The organism is Loktanella sp. F6476L (genome assembly GCF_023015725.1).
Taxonomy (GTDB): Bacteria; Pseudomonadota; Alphaproteobacteria; order Rhodobacterales; family Rhodobacteraceae; genus Yoonia.
Map to the genome: position 1 here is coordinate 19,589 of NZ_JALKAR010000007.1, position 17,168 is coordinate 36,756.

Sequence of the window (17,168 nt, forward strand, 5' to 3'; positions counted from 1 at the left end):
GTCACACCAAAGCGGGCGAGGTCAGCGTTGTCATCAGCGCACACCAACTGCCGCCCCAGCACCTTCAGGCAAAGGCAGATCAGCATGCGCTGCCGCAAGTTTTGCCAGCGGGATTGAAACCCGCGCGTCAGGCAAGCTGGCTTTGCGTGTCTCAAGACTGACGTGAATGAGCATATGTTCACCTGTGGCGATCAGTCGATCACCTTCCATCATACGGTGGAACAAATGAAGCTTTTTCCCTTCTCCAGAAAGGACTTGCGTCTCGACCTTAATCTTCGTGCCTGCATGCACTTCATCAATATGACGAATGTGCGTTTCCGCAGTAAAATAGCTACCACCGGATGCGATATAATCAGCGTCGCAACCAATGTTGTGCATCAACTGATCCGTGGCGTCCCCGAAGGCTTGCAGGTACCGCGCTTCGTTCATGTGCCCATTGTAGTCTGTCCAATCAAGCGGAACAGCGCGTTGTACCGTGGTGACAAGTTCAGCCAATTCAACAATGTCATCAATACTTCGCGCCAAGGTATTCATGTTGACATCTTGCGCTTTCAACAGCGTTCCAGCGCCATAATCCTGAGCCTTGAGGCCCCGCAAAATCGTCACTAGATTGTTGTCACGAATGCGTTCAAGATCGCGGATGGTGTGGTGACCTGACTGATCGTCAGATTGCGATGCGATCTGATCAATCAGGTCGTCTGTAAGGTCAGGCACATCCATCAGCTTCGTCCAAGGCCATGACAAACACGGGCCGAACTGTTCAATGAAGTGACGCATGCCCGCTTCGCCACCGGCAATGCGATAGGTTTCGAACAGGCCCATTTGCGCCCAACGCAGACCAAAACCGTAACGGATCGCATTATCGATTTCCTCTGTCGTTGCCACGCCGTCCTTGATAAGCCAAAGCGCTTCGCGCCAGACAGCCTCTAGAAAGCGGTCGGCGATATGCGCGTCGATTTCCGCGCGCACATGTAACGGATACATCCCAATTCCGGTCAGGATTTCTTTGGCCTTGTCAATCAGTTCAGGCGAGTTCTGATCCGATGGAACCAGTTCAATCAACGGCAGCAAATAGACGGGATTGAAAGGATGTGTAACTACGATCTGGGTTGGTCGTGTTGCCCCTTCTTGCAATTCGGAGGGCTTGAAGCCGCTCGTCGATGACCCGATGATTGCGTCGCCTTCACAGTATTCTTGAAGAGACTGGTAGACCTTGTGTTTTAACGGCAACCGCTCTGGCACGCTTTCCTGTATCCAGCACGCACCCCGTACCGCGTCAGGGACGTTATCATGATAGCTAAGCTGCCCTTCGTCGGGCAGTGCTACATCATACAAGCCCGGCAATGAACGCCGCGCGTTTGCGAGAACTTCGTCGATCTTGCGCTTGGCTTCCGGATCGGGATCAAAGACCTGTACGTCCCATCCCATCAGCAGGAATCGCGCAGCCCACCCGCCGCCAATAACCCCGCCACCAATGATTGCTGCTATGCGTGTCATTCCACGTTTCCTTGCGGTACCATGACAAGTCGCGACAAGTCATATCCATTAAAATCAAGCACTTCTCGCGCGGCATTCAAGCGGTCCGCAGGGATGTCCGGATCCCTATTCAGGATCCACCCAGACCTGCCGTCGGGCGCGCCTACGACAGCAGTGCGGTATCCATCGTCGGTCCACAAAACCCAATAATCGGACGCCCCGAACGGCAAGGTCGGGAACGTCACAGCAAGCCGCCCTGGCCCGACGATGTCCGCAAAACCTGAAATGGTCGACCGGACAGTGCCGTCAAGATTGCGGCAGGTGTTCAATACCGTGATCTGACCATTATCGCCCTGTCCGTATTCCGCTGTCACGCCCGCGCAACCGCGTTCGAATGGCACGGGGAACCGTGCAACTTCGTACCAAGTACCAAGGTACTTTTCAGGTTCGAACAGCGCCTTTGATGCGATTTGCACGTCTGTATCGCGATAGACTTCGAACAGTGCACCAACGGGTTCGTCGGGTAACGGGGCTGAACATCCGGCCAAAGTGATTGCGAATAGAAGCCGCTTCATGATCGTGGGGCCTGTTTTGTCAGCCCCAACTTTTTGCGTACCTCGTCAGGGCCGATGATCCGTGCGCCAAGGTTCTCGACGATGCCCACAGCCTTTTCGACCAACTGCGCATTGGTCGCAAGAACGCCGCGGTCGAGCATCAGGTTGTCTTCCAAACCAACACGGACGTTCCCACCTGCAAGAACAGACGCCGCGACATATGGCATCTGTGATCGTCCCAACCCAAAGGCTGAAAATGTCCACGTATCAGGTACGTTATTGACCATCGCCATGAACGTATTCAGATCATCGGGCGCGCCCCAAGGCACCCCCATGCAAAGCTGCACCAAGGCGTCGGGTGCTAGCACACCGTCTTTGACCAATTGTTTGGCGTACCAAAGGTGTCCGGTGTCGAAGGCTTCGATTTCGGGTTTGACGCCCAGTTCCGTCATCATCCGGCCCATGGCAGTCAACATGCCGGGCGTATTGGTCATGACATAGTCGGCTTCTGCGAAGTTCATTGTGCCGCAATCAAGCGTACAGATTTCTGGCAAGCATTCGGCCACGTGCGCGACACGCTCGGCGGCACCCACCATGTCGGTGCCAGCAACGGGCGGCAACGGCGCGTCCGTTCCACCAAATACGATGTCGCCGCCCATACCCGCAGTCAGGTTCAAGACAACGTCGACCTCTGCGTCGCGAATGCGATCAGTCACCTCGCGATACAGCGCCAAATCGCGGGAAGGCACACCGGTTTCCGGATCACGCACATGACAATGAACCACTGCGGCACCCGCCTTGGCGGCATCAATGGCGCTTGCCGCAATTTGTTCAGGCGACCGCGGCACATGGGGACTGCGATCCTGCGTGCTGCCCGACCCCGTCACGGCACAGGTGATAAACACCTCACGGTTCATCTCTAACGGCATGCAATATCTCCCACTTTTGTTGGGATGACCGTCCGCGATTTCAACGCGCGTGACAAGCGGGAAACGTGCCCGGCTTTGTGGTTATCGTTTGGTGAAAAACATGCGCCGTTGACGTGTGATCAGTAGGGCATCGGATGTGTGCGATGCGTCGCATCAATTTCTTGGCAAGTCTCATCCGACAAGCTCAAGGAAAGCCCATCAAGCAGATGCTTCAATTGTGCCGTCGTCGTCGTTCCAAAAATCGCAGAAACGGGGAACGGTCGTGTGCGTTGCCATGCCATTGCCATGTGCATTGGGTCCAAGCCATGTTTCGCGGCAAGATCAAGGTAGACCTGTGTGACAGGCAATGTGCGATCCGTCATGCGCCCACCCAGATCGCCATTCAAAGACAAGCGGCTCGCATCAGGCACAGCGCCGCCTTGATATTTGCCAGACAAAAGCCCGCAAGCCAGTGGTGAAAACGACAACAACGTGATATCTTCGTTCACGGCCATTTCCGCCATGTCAGTATCGTAAAGACGGCACATCAACGAATATTCGTTTTGCACGGACGCCATGCGCGGCAGGTTGTTTTCTTCCGCAAGACGGGTCCATTGCGTCATGCCCCATGCGGATTCGTTCGACATGCCAATGCTGCGAATTTTGCCCGCCTCCACCATGTCATCAAGTGCGGTTAGCACGTCCATCATATGATCCATGGTCTGCGCGCGATCCTGACCCGACGGATCGTACGTCCAGTTCTGGCGGAACATATAAGACCCACGGACCGGCCAATGCATCTGGTACAGGTCAATGACGTCCGTTTGGAGACGCTTCAGCGACGCATCAACCGCCTCTCTGATCACCTCACCATCGTAGCCACGACCGTCGCGCACCCATCCCGGATTTGGTCCGGAAACTTTCGTGGCGATTACAACGTCGTCGCGCCGCCCGCTTGATTTGATCCAATTTCCAACAATGCTTTCTGACAGCCCAGCTGTTTCCGCTGAGATTGGGTTCACCGGATACGCCTCGGCAGTGTCAAAGAAATTGATACCAGCGTCCAAGGCCATATCCATTTGCTGATGTGCGTCGATTTCAGGCGTTTGGTTGCCATAGGTCATCGTGCCGAGACACCAATCGCTAATTTCAATATCGGTGCGGCCAAGCTTAAGCATTTTCATAAGAGGGGAGCGTCCTTTTCCGAGGTCCAATTAGAACTTGTACAACATCGACAACCGCGTTGTTGTCACATCGGTTCCAAAATCACCGCCAACAAAATCGCGGATCATCTCAAAACGTCCGTCAAAACGATCCGTCACAGGCATTTGCGCGCCCAAGCCGTAAGTTTCACCGTCCGTGACGCTGTTGCCGATCTTGTATTGAACGGCGCCCGCACTTGCGATCCCCGTAAAACGCCCAAAGTCATAGGTCACAAGGCCACGGACCCGCGATGTTTCGCGCCCGTCGCCGTCGCCAAACTGGTGGCCCGTGTCCCCTTCGATGCCGATCCCCACTGGACCCACATCAAATACAACGCCCGCCATCAAAGACCCGAAGAATTCTTTATCGCCTGAATGTGGGTAGCCGTAATCAAGCCCTGCCCCAACATAAAGGTCTTGGGCAGCGACCGGTGCTGCCATGGAAATTGCGACTGCGGCCAAAACTGCTTGGATTTTCATTGATCATCTCCTGCAATGGATTTGGGGCCATATAATCCTGCGAAGATCAAAATGAAAAGCGACACCGCCGACATTCGCGAAACTGCACGACAGTATGGCATCCGACTGGCATCTACGCGCCGACGCGGTTAGAAGTCCTTCAAGACCGCAAAGGACACGAATTATGGCCCGTCATCTGATCACTTCAGCTATTCCTTACATCAACGGGATCAAGCACCTTGGTAACCTAGTAGGCAGTCAATTGCCTGCAGATTTGTTCGCCCGCTACTTGCGCGGACGCGGCCATGAGGTGTTGTTTTTGTGTGCAACCGACGAACATGGCACGCCCGCAGAACTAGCCGCCGCAAAAGCCGGCAAGCCCGTCGCGGAGTATTGCGCTGAAATGCATGATGTGCAGGCCAAGATTGCAGATGGTTTTGGTCTGTCGTTCGATCATTTTGGCCGGTCTTCATCACCGCAAAACCACGCGCTCACACAAGCTTTTGCCGGACGCTTGGCCGAACAAGGGCTGATCCGCGAAGTGACCGAAGAACAGGTCTATTCCATCGCTGACGGTCGTTTCCTGCCGGATCGCTATATCGAAGGCACCTGCCCGAATTGTGGTTTTGACAGTGCGCGTGGCGATCAATGTGACAATTGCACGAAGCAATTGGACCCGACCGATCTGATTGATGCCCATTCCACCATTTCTGGATCGACTGATCTGGAAGTCCGTACGACCAAACACTTGTACCTGCGCCAGTCAGAACTGAAAGGTGCATTGGCTGATTGGATCGAAAGCAAGAAAGACTGGCCTGTCCTGACGACGTCTATTGCGAAGAAGTGGCTCAATGACGGCGACGGGCTGCAGGACCGCGGGATCACACGCGATCTTGATTGGGGCGTTCCCGTCAAAAACGGGACAGAGGATTGGCCGGGCATGGAAGGCAAAGTCTTCTATGTGTGGTTTGATGCGCCAATCGAATACATCGCCTGCGCCCAAGAATGGGTTGATGCGGGCAAAGGCAGCGATTGGGAAAGCTGGTGGCGCACTGACAAAGGTGCGGACGACGTTACCTACACCCAATTCATGGGCAAAGATAACGTGCCATTCCACACGCTGTCGTTTCCGGCCACGATCATGGGCATGGACCAGGACTGGAAGCTGGTCGATTACATCAAATCTTTCAACTACTTGAACTATGATGGCGGCCAATTCTCAACCTCGCGCGGGCGTGGTGTGTTTATGGATCAGGCGCTCGAATTGCTGCCGTCCGACTACTGGCGCTGGTGGCTTTTGTCGCACGCACCGGAATCGTCTGACGCAGAATTCACGTGGGACCAGTTCCAAACCGATACCAACAAAGACCTCGCAGATGTGCTTGGAAACTTTGTGAGCCGGATCACCAAATTCTGCCGCTCGAAATTCTCCGAAGCCGTGCCAGATGGCGTCGCCTTTGGGCCAGCAGAGGAGCAATTGATCGCTGATCTGACTGCACGCGTGCAAGCCTATGAAGGCTTCATGGACACTGTTGAAGTCCGCAAAGCCGCGGCTGAATTGCGCGCAATCTGGGTGTTGGGCAACGAATACCTACAAGCCAACGCGCCGTGGACCACGTTCAAAAGCGAACCAGAAACGGCTGCGATGCAGGTCCGCGTGGGCCTGAACCTGATCCGCATCTATGCGATCCTTTCGAAACCGTTTATTCCGGACGCAAGTGCCGCGATGTTGACGGCCATGAAGACGGAAGATGACGCTTGGCCAACAGACATGACAGTCGCGCTCAATGCCCTACCGGTCGGGCACGCGTTTGACGTGCCCGAAAATCTGTTCCGCAAGATCACGGACGATGAACGCACGGAATGGGCCGAACGCTTTGCTGGAACGCGCGATTAACGGGGAATGATAGGGAAAGCCTGACCTTGGCACCCTGCCTCTACGTGATAGAGTTCGCCCAACTTTACTGAGTTGGGGAACGATATTTATGTTTAAGACACTTTCGACCGCCGTCGGCATTGCGCTCATGGCAAGCACAGCTATGGCAGCAACTTGCGGGAACGACGCGAGCGGATTTGCTGCTTGGAAACAGGCCTTTGCCGCCGAAGCCGCTGCCAACGGCGTTGGTCAGGCTGGTCTGCAAGCCCTTGCAAACGCATCCTATTCTACGTCTACAATTGCCGCAGACCGGAACCAGCGCGGTGTGAAATATGCGCTCGATGATTTCATTCGCATCCGTCTAGGATCGCTTGATAGCTTCGCAGGGCAAGCCCGCCGCGTGAAGTCGCAAAATCCGGCGTTCTACGCGTCCCTCGAACAGGTTTACGGCGTTCCTGCGGGCATTTTGCTTGCGATTCACGGCATGGAAACTGGTTTTGGTCGCAACCTTGGCAACACCCCTGTCGTTGATTCTATCACAACGGTCGCCTACGACTGCCGCCGCTCTGCATTTTTCGTGCCGCATGCGATTGCAGCGCTCAAGCTGGTTGATCGCGGGGGCCTTGCGCCTAATCAACGCGGTGCTGCCCACGGCGAAATGGGACATACACAGTTCCTGCCCGGCAACGCATTGACCTACGGTGTTGACGCAGACCGTAACGGCCGCGTTGATCTCTATTCTATTTCGGATTCGCTTGCATCCACCGCCAATTTCTTGCGTCAAAAAGGATGGCAGCCAGGTCAGCCATATCAGGAAGGTACACAAAACTTCCGCGTTCTGAATGAATGGAATGCTGCGACGGTTTACCAGAAAGCGATTGCATTGTCGGCTGTACGCATCGACGGTTAAATTGAAGAAATTCAACGCAAAGCGGCGGCGCATCACCTGCGCCGCCGTTTCTGTTTTCACTTTTCGAACCTTAGCCGAAGACTTGCTTCGAGTTCTTCATGTATTGCGTCACAACGTTGTTCATGCGTCCTTCCATGCCAAGGAAGGCGAGGAAGACCTCTGCACGCATCTCGTCAGTCAGTTCTGCACCACCTAGAGTTGCCTCAAGAACAGGACGGATCGTCGCCCATTCATCCGCAACAACCTGAAGGCCAGCGGCGATGGCATCGTTTGGCGGCGGGCGAACGCCCACGCTTTCCATGCCGTTTTGTAATGCACCAAGCGAGATTTCGAACAATGTAATCGTCTCGCTCAATTCAGCCATGGCTTCTTCGTCGTGCACGTCTGATGCGATCAGACATACGTTCTTCGACATCCGGTTGGACAGCATACGCTGGCGGCCTGCGATTTCCAAAAGCAAGGCATCAGCATGTAGCAAGGCGACCGGATCAGCGTATTGGCCCGTAATCTCTGACACGAGAATTTGGGCTTCACGCTGCAATGGATCACTTTGCTCAGCAAGGCTTTCCACGGCACCGATATCATTCGATGCGGCTTCTAGGCCATTGGCAAGCTCTTGCAATGGTTCCCATTTCGCGTTGAGATCTTCGATCGCCCGCAAGGTCCGCGGACGCGTTTCTTCGCCCAAGATACCAAAGCCACGGTTGCCCGCCAAAAGCGCTTGGTTGATGCGGCTGAAGTGATGCGTCGAGATATGCAGAACTGCAGCAGCTTCGGTTGTGGCAACGCCTGCGCTCAGATTGCAGGCCGCGGCCGTGATGCGTTCAGACAACGTGCCAAGCTGACCGGAAAGGTTAACCCTTTCACTTGAACCGACGTCTTTTGTGATGTCCGCAGACATGGCCGGAGATGCGGCCAATAGGCTGATCGCAGCTACGGCACCTTTAAAGACATGAGCCAACTTGACGTGTGACGTCGCACCTTCTGATGTGGTTTTTTCAAACATATTGTTTCCTTTGTCTAAGACTGTTCACAGCCAAATTGCGGCTCTGGAACAGTCTGGAATTGGGGGAATAGCGTGGCTTAGCCAGCTGTTTTCACCCAAACTTCCACACGACGGTTGATGCGACGGCCTTCGCTGGACACGTTACAACCCGATGGCGCAATTTCGCCGTAGCCAGCTGAATCGAGCGTATATCCGGCAATGTCATCACCAAGGAATTGTTCAAATTGTGCCAACGCTTGGTTTGCACGATCCTCAGACAATTTGCGGTTGCTATCAAATGCGCCAACATCATCTGTGAAGCCAACGAACAGAACTTCTGCGTCAGGTTCGGCTTTCAAGTAATCAGCCAAGCGCTGCATATCGACCAAACCACGTTCATCCAATGCGGATGATCCAGTCCGGAAACGGAAAGTTGTGGATAGACGGTCATATTCGACCATTTTCGCCAGCATATCCCGCATGAATGCGCCTTCGTAAGCATCGACATTCGTGTTCAGCAGAGCCCGTCCACGGTCACTGTCCAAAGATTGGATCCGGCGATCAATGCTCAGGCCGATGAACCCCGACTTCGAGATGACAGCATCGGCCGCAGGCGACGTTGCGTATGTCAGGAAATCAGACATCTGCTCTGAATCAGCATCTGCGCGGTTATAAAGGTACAAGCGACGCTGCAGCGCATATTCTTCTGTCCGTGCAGAGAACGCGTCGGCGCGGATCGAAAGGCCACATTCGTTAATCAACGTCAGCGGCTTGGCACCACGTTGGAAGGCGTATCCTACGAAACCAATCGCATTTTCGTGCTCGTTGACCAGTTCTGAAACTTTGCTGTTGTCGTTCGCGATACGAACTTCCAGCGGAGCCAATTCAAGCTCTGGCTTGTCGCCAAAAATGGCATTGGAAAACACAGCCCGCGTACCGGACCCTTCTGGGCGATCCACAACCAGAATCTTGCCTGGTGTGCCACCGACCTCGGACCAATCTTTGATCTCACCGGAGTAGATTTTGCCAAGCTGTTCGGTTGTAAGTGTGTTAATCGGGTTGCTTGGGTGCGTAATCACAACAAGGCTATCGACCGCGACGATATGTTCTTGCGACGGACTCACCATGTTGCCAGCACCAGCGTCGCGCAATGCACGAGCTTCATCCGGACGAATGCGGCGGGATGACATCCCGATGTGTGCCTCTTTTTCAAGCAATGTGCTGAATGCGTCGTTGGAGCCAGCCGATTTGACCAGGTAAGATCCCAGATCATCGCCGTAGCCGTCATCGCCGATCAATTCAGCAACAATGTTGTTGTCTGCACCAGCACTAATCGTGGCTGCGGCTTGGATATTGCCCGCGTAGCCTTCCAAAAGCAGAGGGACAAGACCGTTACCCAGCGTATCGGAACCTGCGATTTGGACATCCGCGCTATCGATTTCGAAAACCGGGCAAGATTCGCCTTCACACGTCACCCGGGTCGCTGCGATCCGCAGGTCACCCAGTGGTGTGCGTACCATGTAGCTGTTGTCTTCAAATGCCAGAAATTCGCCGGTCAAGTTCACAGTACCGTCGGCGGACTTCAGTGTAACGTCGCCAGCCATGACGTTGGTCGGTAGAACCGCTGCGCCTACGATAGATAGAATGCAGAATGCACCTGCCTTGATAGAAAAACCTGAGTTCTTCATTGTTTGTCTCCTCACAAGATTTACCCACCAGACAACGTTGTGATGAATTCACATATTGTGTCGTCTTGGTTTCGACCGGTAGCCCGGCAATGAGACATAGTGTTGGGTACCAATTGCGTACAAAATGAGACCAGTTCTCGTCGATTTCACAGATTGTTCACCAGTTTGCGTCTGACGGGGCGTCAGAGGCTTACAACCCTTGAGTTTATTGAATATATTTATGCATTAAATTTTTGGTGGCATTCCAAAATACCCCAATTATGGCAAATTTGTATTATACTTGCCGCAATTGGACGTAGTTTTGTACCATCCCACTCGATAATTCGCACGATCTAGGGGCATTGTCAGCCCCAAGTGTAAGCTATGCGACATACCGTCAGGTCAACTTCGCACATGCTTTGGTTGAATACAGAGTTGCTGTTTTCCAAATCAATCAACGTTGGAAGCACTTAGATGAAACACATACCGTCAGCCCAGTCATCCCACATCAGCCGCAGGCGTTTCTTACAGACATCGGCAGGTATCGTTGCCGCGTCTTTCTTGCCCCTGCCCAGTTCTGCCGGACAGCCAAGTCAGGCCCAAGTTGGGAATACTGCATCACCTTCCCCCGGCGTTGCGACCCAACGGATTGATGGTGTCGCGAAGGTGACGGGCCAAAAAGTCTACGCGCGGGATTTCAGCGCCGCCGATATGGGCACGCCCTGGCCGACGAAACAATGCTATGCGATGTTCTTGCGTGCGCTTACGACTGAACAGGTCTTTCTGGGGATCAAGTCCTACGCACTGCCGCCCGCAGCCAAAAAGGGCAAGCTGATCCTAGGTGACCAACTCAGCGACGCCCAGCGATCTCCGCAAATCAGTTCTTCGCGTGATTTACATATCGACGAACAGGTCGAAGCGTTGGCCAGCATCACACCCGACCCCGAAGGTTTTGATCGTCCCAGCGCAGTTGTTTACGATCTGATCGTTCAGCCCGGCAATGTGCCGGACTTTCTGGGGCAAGCCGTGGCTTTGCTGATCTTCGATGACTTTCCAAGTTATCATGCCGCCCGCACAGCGATGCAATTCCAAGACAACCAATTCCAGTCCTACGGCGATCCCGAGGGGCCTTTGCCCCCAAAAGGTGTCGCATTCGACCCCAAGACGACCTACGTCAAATACGCCTTGGACGGCGAGACATTCGATTCCGCAACGGCCAACGCCTACACATATCCTTACGAAGTCAACGGATACCGCCAAAAGATTGACGATCGCCTTTCTCAAATTGATGGCCTGATCCAACAAGACTTAGCCTGCGACATGCGGGCCATGGATCCGATGTTCATGGAACCTGAGGCAGGACTTGCTTGGCTGGACGAAACCACGCATGAAAAAACGTTGCGATTAGTTCTCGGCACGCAATCTCCTGATGGCGACGTCAAAGACATTTTGTCGATGTATAATGAAGAAGATGACGCCCCCCTTAAATTAAGCGCGGTCGAACTGACCAGTTGCTACCCGGGCGGAGGATTTGGCGGCCGCGATAAATCTCCGTTTTCGTTGATGCTGGCATTGACGGCCGCCTTCACGGACGGACGCCCCGTAAAACTGATGTATGATCGGTTCGAACAGTTCCGCGTTGGCCTGAAACGACACGCCGCAACGCTGGAGGGACAGGTGTCGGTCGGACCAGACATGATGCTGCAGAATATCGCAATGACGATGCAGTTTGATGGGGGTGGACGCAAAAACCTAAGCCCTTATGTCGCCAGCCTTGCCGCCCTTTGCGCTGGTGGCGCCTACAAGACACCGATGGCGAACATCTATGCGGATGCGATCCATTCCGAAAATATCTCGGGTGGGTCGCAGCGCGGGTTCGGTGGCCCACAGGCGTTCTTTGCGATTGAAACGGCGCTCGACGATATCGCACGTAATCAAGAATGGGATCCGATTGCGTTGCGTCGCAAGAACATCATCAAAAAAGGTGAAACAACGGTCGTTGGTGGACCGATTGATCAGGAGCTGCAGCTCAGTCAGATGCTGGATGTCGCGGAGCAACATCCTCTTTGGCATGATCGCGCGGACCTAAAACTCAAGAACAAAACGGCTGGCAAATCCTATGGGACGGGAATGGCAATGTCGTTGCAGGCCTACGGCACGTCGGGCGATGGCACAGTAGCTGCTGTGCTGCTGCAAGACGACGGTACGTTCTGCGTACAATCCGATGCCGTTGACATGGGCAACGGATCAGCAACGACCCTTGGCGTCGTCATTGGCGATATCCTTGGGTCAAACGCCACGCAGGTTGATATGGGTGGGTATACGTTGTTTGGGCAAACCGGCCTTACGACCGATGACCCTGACGGCCTGCGTTGGGACAATCCAAGTTGGACGGCAAAGGGCGTGGGATCGTCATCCGCCTGCCTAACCGCACTGCATCAAGTGCACGTGGTCCAGCAAACGGCGAAAGCCTTCTTTATTGCGACTGTGTTGCCAGTTGCCCGACAGGTCTGGGGCTTGCCAGACCTTACAGCAGCGGACGTCACCTGGATCGACGGCGCGCTTACGCTCGTGAATGGCGCAACTGACCCGATCACGTTGACCGATATCGCGAAAATTGCAGGTGAGATGAACCTGCCGCGCGGTACGCTCGGCCATGCCTATTTCCAGAATACATGGGCCGAAGGTGACTATAATGTTGGCGGCGGTACCGAACATCTGATCTTGGACGGTCTTGCCGTTTATCTGGATGGTGACACACAAGCCCAACCGATCAAACGGCAAAATGGGTTCGGGCCACAAGCGTATACAAAAGCGTTCTCCCGCTTTGTTTGGGCTCCTTGCGTCAACATTGTCGCCGTGACTGTGGATACCGACACAGGTCGGGTCCAAGTCGAAAACGTAGTCAGCGTTTTGAATGCAGGCCGCGTACATGTGCGCGAATTGGTATCAGGCCAAAGCCAAGGCGGCGTCGCAATGGCGATAAGCTACACACTACACGAAGACCTACCGCCCGGCATGTCAGGTCCTGCAAATGGCACCTGGAACCTGAACCGATATCATGTCGCCCGTTTTCAGGATGTGCCAATCAAAACATCTTACGTTGAAGGCGAACGATCCCAAGAACTGCACATTATGCCTGAAACGCCCGGCGATAATGGACAGGGTCGCGGCATCGCCGAGGCTGTCATGTGTTCGATCCCGCCTGCGATTTCAAACGCGATCAAGGACGCCATAGGCGTGCGCCTTACGTCTTTGCCCATCACATCCGAAAAAGTCTTGGAAGGATTACAGTCATGACCATTTCCTTCACGATCAATGGACAGCCGCAGTCTGTTCAGGATGACGCAGGTGACATCAAGCTGCTCGACTACATGCACGAGATGATGACGCCCAGCTTGACCGGCACCAAATTTTGCTGCGGTATGGGAATTTGTCGCGCCTGCACGGTGTCGATGACCAAGGCCCCGAACCCAAACGCGGAACCCATCGTCAGTTGCTCCACCGCCCTTGCCACGGTGAACGGTGCCGATATCACAACAATCGAAGGCGTGTCGGGCGGCGATGCCTTGCTGCCCATTCAAACAGCGTTTCTCAAACATTTCTCTTTTCAATGTGGATACTGCACACCCGGGTTCGTGATGGCGTCTCAAATTTTCCTCGACTGGCTTACGACCGCACCAGTGACCGAGGCCGAATTAGACGCAGCTATCGAAGACGCGATCGGTGATCATATCTGCCGCTGCACCGGTTATGTCCGCTACCAAGAAGCTTTGCGCGAAACAGCTTTGGCCGTGATCAACGGGGAGGCCGCGCAATGAAGTCTCTGATCCTTGCTGCGCTTGCGGCTCTTTTACTGACGGTCACCGCCATTTGGGCCTTCGAAAGTGAAGAGCACGAAGTCTATGTTTTGCAATGCGTTGAACAGATCGCGGATATTCCGGATTTTTCTTGCGGCGATGGCGAAGTGGTGCCCGTGACGGTTAACGGTCAACCTGTCACCTACGATACATTTCAGGCGGGCATGGACTGCGACCGGCCAGCCCTGCTCAGCAACGGACATGAGTCGGACGGGCAGTGTGTGCCGGGGTCACGCATTCTGAACCTTTCCACTGATGCCGCACAAATTTCGGCTATGTGCAGACAGAAACACAACCGCCCTGCCAATGAATTCGCCTTCGATGAAATCGACATTATCGCCCATAATCCCGGCACAGGGGCGACCTGCTGGTTCCAAGCAAAAGCAGATGATCCTGACGCGCCGATTGACGGGACGCAGGTTGTGTCGCCAACCAATCCCGCAGCACCTGCGATCTGGGCTGATCCCGACGCATTGGTCACCGACGGCTGCGGAAATTGCCATGACAACGATCCGTTCATGTATTCACCGTTCGTCGGTCAGGTCTGGGACGAAATCCCAGCCAATCCGCTAGGGCCCTATTACCATGTCGGTGCTGAATTCGGCTTTGATCAATGGCCAACCAAGACGTTTGATCTAAGGGACAATACTTGTCTTGGCTGCCACCGGATCGGGCGGCAGACAACCTGCGACACACTGACCGACTGGATGACAGGTGCCACAGTGCCTGAAGGGGCTGATCCTTTGGCGCAACAATACCCGCTGTCACATGCGATGCCTCCCGAACACGGCCTCACGCGCGCCGCGTGGAGCACATTTCACAGCACCTCAGTTGCGGACATCAAGTCGTGCTGCGAAAATCCGGATCAACAGATGTGTGCACTGACCGAATTGCCAAAATACTGAGATTGGGAAGGTGGTACCCGCGGCCGGACTCGAACCGGCACGGCCTTTCGGCCAAGAGATTTTAAGTCTCCGATGTCTACCATTCCACCACGCGGGCACGTGCTTGAATGGCTTTTGTCTATGCGGTCATTTGCGCAGGGGCAAGGGTCGTGCGTTAGATTTCCTCGCCATCTGGTTCAACAATAAGACTGCGTTCGGCAAGCCACGGATTCAGCGCCAGTGCCTCTCGCAAAATCACTTGTGCTTCTTCTACGCGGCCCATGCCCATCAGCGTCAGCGCTTTGCCCGACAAAGCCGCTATGTGGGTCGGCATGATCGCTAAAGCTGCGTCGAGATCGTACAAAGCTGCATCAAAATCTTGCCGTAAGAAGCTTGAAAATGCACGTTGGTTGTACCCTTCGGCGTAATCCGGGCAGTATTCAATCAACTGGTCCAGCGTGTCGCGCGACCCTAGAAAATCGAATCCTTCGCGTTGACGCATCCCACGATCCAGCAGCTCTTGGGCCCGCACATCAGGTGCGTCGGTCCACAGATTCCACAGCTCCTGTCTTAATGGTCGCGCGCCGGTTCCATCCCAAAGCCCCTGTAACGAAGCAATAATTTCCGCTTGTCGCACTGAATGATCTGCCGCGGCAGGGCAGGTTTCAGCAAACGCGGGCGTGGCAAAGAGGCTGCAAAAGATGATCCATTTCATGCCTTATGATCTGTTGCGCGGATCAAATCCATCAAGTCACAATGCCGCGCTTGACCTCGCTGCCCCATTCGCCGAACGTCGGCACATGTTTCCAATCCGCGATCACAACCCGTCTGAATCCACACCTTACGTGACCTACGCGCTTATCGCGATCAACGTGATCGTCTATTTGTATGGCCTTGTGGCGTTGACGGACGATGCGACCTTGAATCGTTTCTACTATGATTACGCGATGATCCCTGCACGGATTAACGCAGGCGAAAACTATCCATCTTTAGTGACATCGATCTTTATGCATGCGGGCTTTATGCACCTTGCTGGGAACATGCTGTTTCTCTGGATATTTGGGGACAACATGGAAGAAGAAATGGGACCGATCCCATTCCTTGCCTTCTATCTATTGTCCGGCGTCGGTGCTGATCTGGCGCAATACGCATCGGGGCCAATGTCACAGGTCGCCACTGTTGGCGCATCTGGCGCGATTGCAGGCGTGATGGGCGGCTATCTGTTGATGTTCCCGAAGGCCAAAGTCGATATTTTGTTGATCCTGATTGTGTTCTTCAAGATATTCCCGGTGCCGTCATGGATCATGCTTGGGCTTTGGTTCCTGCTACAGCTGGTCGGCGGCGTTGGAGCCGATCCAAATGGCGGCGGCGTCGCCTACTGGGCACATGCAGGCGGATTTATCATCGGTTTCGTGCTGACCCTACCGATGTGGCTGAAACGCGGCGCTGCGGGATATTGGGATGCCACAGATGGTCATCCGCCACATCCCGACGCACAGTATCGTTTTCAGAAATCGTCTATCCCAGTCGTCAAAAGACGTTGATTAACCGTTGCGAACGACTTTTGCGAAAGTCGAGAAAACAGCTTCGTTTGCTGCGATCAACGCGCCGTCGTTCAGTTCGTCGCCTTCAGGGTCCATTGGTTCCAGCAGACCGCCAGCTTCTTTGACGATGATAATGCCTGCGGCAATATCCCAAACCTTTAGGCGCCGTTCCCAGAACCCATCGTAACGACCAGCCGCAACATAAGCGAGATCAAGAGACGCCGCGCCAAACCGGCGCACACCAGCCGTTGCCGGCAAAATACGCGCGAGGTCTTGCAACGTTTCTGGCAAATCGGCGCGACCCGCGAACGGCAGCCCCGTAGCGAACAAGCATTCGTTCATCCGGTGACGTGCGGATACCCGCATCCGGCTTTCATTCATAAATGCGCCCTGCCCTTTTTCGGCATAGAACATTTCGTCCTTCACGGGATCATAGATGACGCCAGCCACGATTTGACCTTTGTGTTCCAACGCAATGGAAACGGCCCAATGCGGCAAACCGTGAAGGAAATTGGTAGTACCATCCAGCGGGTCAACGATCCAACGGCGCGTCGGATCTTCGCCTTCAATGCTGGATCCTTCTTCACCCAGAAAGCCGTAGCTTGGGCGGGCCTCCATCAGGTCTTCACGAATAGTCTCTTCAGCCTGCTTGTCCGCGCGCGTGACAAAGTCACCCGGCCCCTTGGTGCTGACCTGAAGCTGTTCAACTTCGGTAAAGTCTTTCAGCAACGTCCGGCCCACCTTGCGCGCCGTTTTCATCATCACGTTGAGATTCGCACTGCCTGACATGGGGGCCTCCGATTGCAGGATGAAACGGGGCTATAGGCTGCAACGCTTTTCGGA

General features: G+C 54.4%; 15 protein-coding genes and 1 tRNA gene. 6 read left to right on the plus strand and 10 right to left on the minus strand.

Annotated features, from left to right (window positions below; translation table 11 throughout):
* Nucleotides 1-33: 33 nt before the first annotated feature.
* The 5 genes from MWU61_RS14150 to MWU61_RS14170 form a co-directional block, all read right to left on the minus strand.
* A complete protein-coding gene (locus MWU61_RS14150; protein WP_247129034.1) occupies nucleotides 34-1,497 on the minus strand; it encodes a carnitine 3-dehydrogenase in 1,464 nt (487 codons plus the stop codon).
* The gene (locus tag MWU61_RS14155) at nucleotides 1,494-2,051 is read right to left on the minus strand and encodes a lipocalin family protein (RefSeq protein ID WP_247129035.1); all 558 of its coding nucleotides are present in this window, start codon (nucleotides 2,049-2,051) and stop codon (nucleotides 1,494-1,496) included. The genes MWU61_RS14150 and MWU61_RS14155 overlap by 4 nt, the downstream gene beginning before the upstream one ends.
* Nucleotides 2,048-2,959 carry a 3-keto-5-aminohexanoate cleavage protein gene (locus MWU61_RS14160; RefSeq protein ID WP_247129036.1) on the minus strand — a complete coding sequence of 304 codons (912 nt, stop codon included), beginning with the start codon at nucleotides 2,957-2,959 and terminating at the stop codon, nucleotides 2,048-2,050. The genes MWU61_RS14155 and MWU61_RS14160 overlap by 4 nt, the downstream gene beginning before the upstream one ends.
* Nucleotides 2,960-3,078: 119 nt before the next feature.
* A complete protein-coding gene (locus MWU61_RS14165; RefSeq protein ID WP_247129037.1) occupies nucleotides 3,079-4,122 on the minus strand; it encodes an aldo/keto reductase in 1,044 nt (347 codons plus the stop codon).
* Nucleotides 4,123-4,152: 30 nt separating this feature from the next.
* A complete protein-coding gene (locus MWU61_RS14170) occupies nucleotides 4,153-4,620 on the minus strand; it encodes a hypothetical protein (RefSeq protein ID WP_247129038.1) in 468 nt (155 codons plus the stop codon).
* A gap of 163 nt (nucleotides 4,621-4,783) precedes the next feature.
* On the opposite strand from MWU61_RS14170, the gene metG reads away from it, so the two are divergent.
* Both metG and MWU61_RS14180 read left to right on the plus strand, forming a co-directional pair.
* Nucleotides 4,784-6,496, plus strand: a complete 1,713-nt coding sequence (gene metG, locus MWU61_RS14175) for a methionine--tRNA ligase (protein ID WP_247129039.1) — start codon at nucleotides 4,784-4,786, stop codon at nucleotides 6,494-6,496.
* A gap of 88 nt (nucleotides 6,497-6,584) precedes the next feature.
* On the plus strand, nucleotides 6,585-7,385 hold the full coding sequence (locus MWU61_RS14180; protein ID WP_247129040.1) for a lytic murein transglycosylase: 801 nt from the start codon (nucleotides 6,585-6,587) through the stop codon (nucleotides 7,383-7,385).
* Nucleotides 7,386-7,455: 70 nt separating this feature from the next.
* Here MWU61_RS14180 and MWU61_RS14185 read toward each other — a convergent pair whose 3' ends face one another.
* Nucleotides 7,456-8,391 (minus strand): type IV pili methyl-accepting chemotaxis transducer N-terminal domain-containing protein, encoded by a 936-nt coding sequence (locus tag MWU61_RS14185; protein ID WP_247129041.1) that lies wholly within the window; start codon nucleotides 8,389-8,391, stop codon nucleotides 7,456-7,458.
* A 77-nt stretch (nucleotides 8,392-8,468) separates the two neighbouring features.
* Entirely contained in the window at nucleotides 8,469-10,058 is a 1,590-nt protein-coding gene (locus MWU61_RS14190; RefSeq protein ID WP_247129042.1) for a phosphate ABC transporter substrate-binding/OmpA family protein, read from the minus strand.
* Between the two features lie 453 nt (nucleotides 10,059-10,511).
* On the opposite strand from MWU61_RS14190, the gene MWU61_RS14195 reads away from it, so the two are divergent.
* The 3 genes from MWU61_RS14195 to MWU61_RS14205 are packed head-to-tail and all read left to right on the plus strand — an operon-like array spanning nucleotide 10,512 to nucleotide 14,802.
* Nucleotides 10,512-13,337, plus strand: a complete 2,826-nt coding sequence (locus MWU61_RS14195) for a molybdopterin cofactor-binding domain-containing protein (RefSeq protein ID WP_247129043.1) — start codon at nucleotides 10,512-10,514, stop codon at nucleotides 13,335-13,337.
* Complete coding sequence (locus MWU61_RS14200) at nucleotides 13,334-13,858, plus strand: 2Fe-2S iron-sulfur cluster-binding protein (RefSeq protein WP_247129044.1); 525 nt, start codon at nucleotides 13,334-13,336, stop codon at nucleotides 13,856-13,858. Before MWU61_RS14195 ends, MWU61_RS14200 begins: the two co-directional genes overlap by 4 nt.
* Nucleotides 13,855-14,802, plus strand: a complete 948-nt coding sequence (locus MWU61_RS14205) for a hypothetical protein (RefSeq protein WP_247129045.1) — start codon at nucleotides 13,855-13,857, stop codon at nucleotides 14,800-14,802. Before MWU61_RS14200 ends, MWU61_RS14205 begins: the two co-directional genes overlap by 4 nt.
* An 11-nt stretch (nucleotides 14,803-14,813) precedes the next feature.
* Here MWU61_RS14205 and MWU61_RS14210 read toward each other — a convergent pair.
* Nucleotides 14,814-14,899 (minus strand) — tRNA-Leu (locus MWU61_RS14210).
* 57 nt (nucleotides 14,900-14,956) lie between these two features.
* The gene (locus MWU61_RS14215; protein WP_247129046.1) at nucleotides 14,957-15,496 is read right to left on the minus strand and encodes a tetratricopeptide repeat protein; all 540 of its coding nucleotides are present in this window, start codon (nucleotides 15,494-15,496) and stop codon (nucleotides 14,957-14,959) included.
* Nucleotides 15,497-15,581: 85 nt separating this feature from the next.
* On the opposite strand from MWU61_RS14215, the gene MWU61_RS14220 reads away from it, so the two are divergent.
* Complete coding sequence (locus MWU61_RS14220) at nucleotides 15,582-16,325, plus strand: rhomboid family intramembrane serine protease (RefSeq protein WP_247129171.1); 744 nt, start codon at nucleotides 15,582-15,584, stop codon at nucleotides 16,323-16,325.
* Here MWU61_RS14220 and MWU61_RS14225 read toward each other — a convergent pair whose 3' ends face one another.
* Nucleotides 16,326-17,114, minus strand: coding sequence for an inositol monophosphatase family protein (locus MWU61_RS14225; RefSeq protein ID WP_247129047.1), 789 nt, complete (start codon nucleotides 17,112-17,114; stop codon nucleotides 16,326-16,328).
* Between the last annotated feature and the right edge of the window lie 54 nt (nucleotides 17,115-17,168).

Coding starts and splice junctions, on each gene's coding strand:
- MWU61_RS14160 (WP_247129036.1), bottom strand. CDS start 2,959: ATGCCGTTAGAGATGAACCGTGAGGTGTTTATCACCTGTGCCGTGACG.
- MWU61_RS14165 (WP_247129037.1), bottom strand. CDS start 4,122: ATGAAAATGCTTAAGCTTGGCCGCACCGATATTGAAATTAGCGATTGG.
- MWU61_RS14205 (WP_247129045.1), top strand. CDS start 13,855: ATGAAGTCTCTGATCCTTGCTGCGCTTGCGGCTCTTTTACTGACGGTC.
- MWU61_RS14215 (WP_247129046.1), bottom strand. CDS start 15,496: ATGAAATGGATCATCTTTTGCAGCCTCTTTGCCACGCCCGCGTTTGCT.
- MWU61_RS14190 (WP_247129042.1), bottom strand. CDS start 10,058: ATGAAGAACTCAGGTTTTTCTATCAAGGCAGGTGCATTCTGCATTCTA.
- MWU61_RS14185 (WP_247129041.1), bottom strand. CDS start 8,391: ATGTTTGAAAAAACCACATCAGAAGGTGCGACGTCACACGTCAAGTTG.
- MWU61_RS14200 (WP_247129044.1), top strand. CDS start 13,334: ATGACCATTTCCTTCACGATCAATGGACAGCCGCAGTCTGTTCAGGAT.
- MWU61_RS14150 (WP_247129034.1), bottom strand. CDS start 1,497: ATGACACGCATAGCAGCAATCATTGGTGGCGGGGTTATTGGCGGCGGG.
- MWU61_RS14225 (WP_247129047.1), bottom strand. CDS start 17,114: ATGTCAGGCAGTGCGAATCTCAACGTGATGATGAAAACGGCGCGCAAG.
- MWU61_RS14195 (WP_247129043.1), top strand. CDS start 10,512: ATGAAACACATACCGTCAGCCCAGTCATCCCACATCAGCCGCAGGCGT.
- MWU61_RS14180 (WP_247129040.1), top strand. CDS start 6,585: ATGTTTAAGACACTTTCGACCGCCGTCGGCATTGCGCTCATGGCAAGC.
- MWU61_RS14170 (WP_247129038.1), bottom strand. CDS start 4,620: ATGAAAATCCAAGCAGTTTTGGCCGCAGTCGCAATTTCCATGGCAGCA.
- MWU61_RS14155 (WP_247129035.1), bottom strand. CDS start 2,051: ATGAAGCGGCTTCTATTCGCAATCACTTTGGCCGGATGTTCAGCCCCG.
- MWU61_RS14220 (WP_247129171.1), top strand. CDS start 15,582: ATGTTTCCAATCCGCGATCACAACCCGTCTGAATCCACACCTTACGTG.
- metG (WP_247129039.1), top strand. CDS start 4,784: ATGGCCCGTCATCTGATCACTTCAGCTATTCCTTACATCAACGGGATC.